Consider the following 3,183-nt stretch of genomic DNA (forward strand, 5'->3'; position numbering starts at 1 on the left):
ATCTCCAAAACCCAGGACCCCGCGTCGGCCCGCGAAGGCGAAGGCTGACAAAGCCGCAGTGGCGGCGGTAGAACAGGCGCTGGAAAAAATCGACATCGAGATGCTCCCGCTTTCGCGCCTGGCGGTTTCACCCCTCAACGTGCGCAGCAAAGTCTACGTGCAGTCGCGCATTGAGTCGCTTGCCGCCACTATCAAAAATGTCGGCCTGCTGCACAACCTGATCGCACACGACATGGCTGACGGGATGCTGGGCGTGGCCTGCGGCGGTCGCCGTCTCACCGCGCTGCAACTGCTGCTTTCGCAGGGCGTATATCAGCCCGATCAGCTTATTCCGGTCAAACGCGTGACGGAGGAGCTGGCACGCGCGGCCTCAATGGTCGAAAACGGCGAGCGTGAGGATATGCACCCCGCCGAGCAGATTGCCGGTTTCCGGGCGCTGGCCGACGAGGGCAAAACCCCTGCGCAGATCGGTGACCTGATGGGCTACAGCTCGCGCCACGTTCAGCGCTGCCTGAAGCTGACTGACCTTGCTCCTGCCATCCTTGACGAACTGGCCGCCGATAACATCACGCTTGAGCAGTGTCAGGCGCTGGCGCTGGCCGACACGCATGAACGCCAGCTGGAAGTGTGGGAGCAGGCCTCCGGGTATTACAACGCCTCCGCAGAAACCATCCGTAAGCTGATCACCTCCTTTGAGACGGCGATCAGCCACTCTCCAAAGTTCGCCTTCATTGGCAAAGATGTTTATCTCGCGGCGGGCGGCTCTATTCGCGCCGACCTGTTCAGCAATGAGGACGAGGGCTATATCGACACGGCGCTGGTTGAGCAGCTGACGCTGGATAAGCTGCAGAAAATTGCCGACGCCGTGCAGAAAGAGGAAGGATTTGCCTGGGCAGAGGTCAGGATGGACAGCCGCCTACAGAGCTGGAGTAGTGAGGTGAAAAAAACGTATCAGCTGCTGCCGGAGCGCTGCCCGGAGCTGACGCCGGAAGAAGACGCAGAGCTGAGCGATCTGCGGGCGCAGCTGAGGCTTTCAGAAGATGATTCTCTGAACGAGCAGCTGAGAAAGCAGATCGCCGCGCTGGAAGAAACCGGGCTGAAGCGCAGCTGGTCAGGTGCAGATAAAGACAAAACGGGTGTTGTTATCTGCTTTGAGCGCGGCAACTGCTTCATCCAGCGTGGTGTGCAGCGGCAGGCTGACCTGCCGAAGAAGATGAAACCTGAGAATAAAAACGATCTGCAAAACCTTTCAGAAGACTACTCCGCCTCGCTCGTGCGCTCAATGTCATGCGATCGCTCTCTGGCAGTACAGGCGGCGCTCAGCAAAAAACCAGATATAGCAGTAGCAATGCTGACCTGGACACTGTGCCGGGCCACTTTCAGTCATCGTAGTTATGAAGGGACTCCGATGAAAATCAGCCTGACCGATAACAGCAGCGCCCTGATCTCCGACTCATCAGCGAAGGAAGACGGTAAGGCATGGCAGTTTCTGCAGCAGCAGAAAGCGGAATGGCAGGCGTTACTGCCGAAAGGCTGGGAACAGGATTTTCGCTGGCTGCTCGACTGGAGTACTGACGACGTACTCGGGCTGCAGGGGTTTTGCAGTGCCACGGCGGTGTGCTGCTTTCAGGATCGAATGTACGGGAAAAGTCAGACCAGCAATCTTGATGCTCTGGAGCTGGCAATGGGCTTCGACCTGGCAGACTGGTGGCAACCAACCGCAGAAGGCTTTTTTAAACGTATCAGCAAAGAGCAGATCGCAGGTGTACTGACGGAGGTGGGTAAAACAGGTAACGCAAGCGATGCAGAGAAGATGAAGAAGGGAGATGCGGCTGACTTTGCGGAATCGTCAATGAAGAATTCCCGCTGGGTGCCTTCCTGGATGAAGCCACTGCAGTCTGCAGCTACTGGCACTTCACACGATGCAGACAGCGAAGCCTGACCGCAGCAGACCGCCCTGACGGGCGGTCTTTACCTGAAGGAATATAATAATGAACACTATCCCCCGTCACCTCTCGCTGATTCCAGCCTGTCCGTACACCTTAGCCATCAGCCAGGCCTTTGCCGATGTGGAAAAACGCCTGAAGGGCAGGGCGGCATGTAGCCCGCATGCCTATGCCAGCGCTTTCATGCGGCATTACTGCGGGACGCGCACCATTAAGTCTGACCAGCTGCGCCGGGTCATGCCCGAATACTCGCCTGGTGATCGCAACGCACCACCTGCGCGAGACTATCTGGCCGCGCTCGATACGCTAATCGCCACAAGGGGCGAGTGCTGTCCTGCGCCGCTGTCGCAGGATACCGGCACACGGCTGTTTCCCCTGACCGCCGCCCGCTTCACGGAGCGACGGGAAAAGCGCCTCTCACTGCGCCAGAACAGGGAGCACAACCGGGAATCGCGCGAGCGCGAGCAGAAGCGCAGGCGCTATCAGAACCGGCTGGCACAGGCGGCGCTTGAACTGGCGTTTCATACGCCGCTCACGGCAGGGCGCTGGTACGCGTGCTGGCAGGTGCAGGAAATCTATGAAAGCGATCTGCACTCACTGGTACTGGCCTGGCTTAAGCGGTTTGTATCATGCAGACATATCGATCCGTGGGAGTGGCACAATGAACCTCTGTGGCGCGTGATGCTCGACATCAGCATTATGGCCGGTGAAATGAACGCCTTCAGCAGAATGACTGACCGGTTCGCTCTGCCCGTGATGCTGACGAACCAGGCCTGATCCTGTTAAGCCGGGCGCATAGTGTCCGGCTTGCTGCCAGCATTTGGCACGGCTGAAAAGCGGGCGGCCCTGCGGGCCGGGGGAAGACGGTGCTGACGCACCGTCTCTCTCCCTTCGCCTGCGCTTTCTCTCTCCGGGACGCTGTCTCTCCGTCTTCTCTCTCTGCTTCCTGCTGCTGTCTGTTCTGCTGCTGTGCTGCAGCTGCTTCTCCGGCTTCATTTCACTGAAGGTCAACGTCATGAACATCATGATGGCCCCCTCCGGCTCCCCGGCGTTGCCGGGTCGTCAGCCCTACTGCGCTAACCGGCTGAGCCGGTAAGCTCCGCCGAATCCCTCCGGGTTTCGGGCCTGACGGCTGGGGTCTGATGGCAACGGCCAGGTCAACCCCTGCAGCTGGCTGACGCCAGCGCGTTCACTGGCCACAAAAAATCCGTGGCCGCTGAGGACCGGACCGGCAAAA

Annotated in this window: 3 protein-coding genes; all 3 read left to right on the forward strand. The window is 59.2% G+C overall.

Features of this window, described 5'->3' with window-relative positions:
- On the forward strand, positions 1-1,942 hold a 1,942-nt coding region (locus N5J69_RS22095), incomplete at its 5' end, for a ParB/RepB/Spo0J family partition protein (protein WP_279772592.1).
- A gap of 49 nt (positions 1,943-1,991) precedes the next feature.
- Positions 1,992-2,723, forward strand: a complete 732-nt coding sequence (locus tag N5J69_RS22100) for a plasmid SOS inhibition protein A (RefSeq protein WP_159222841.1) — start codon at positions 1,992-1,994, stop codon at positions 2,721-2,723.
- Between the two features lie 43 nt (positions 2,724-2,766).
- Positions 2,767-3,042 (forward strand): hypothetical protein, encoded by a 276-nt coding sequence (locus N5J69_RS22105; RefSeq protein WP_159222842.1) that lies wholly within the window; start codon positions 2,767-2,769, stop codon positions 3,040-3,042.
- The last annotated feature ends 141 nt before the right edge of the window (positions 3,043-3,183 follow it).

The sequence above is a fragment of the Pantoea sp. GD03673 genome, from assembly GCF_029844725.1.
Lineage (GTDB): Bacteria > Pseudomonadota > Gammaproteobacteria > Enterobacterales > Enterobacteriaceae > Pantoea.

What these genes read in the sequence shown, in the direction of transcription:
- N5J69_RS22100 (WP_159222841.1), top strand. Translation starts at nt 1,992, where the DNA reads ATGAACACTATCCCCCGTCACCTCTCGCTGATTCCAGCCTGTCCGTAC.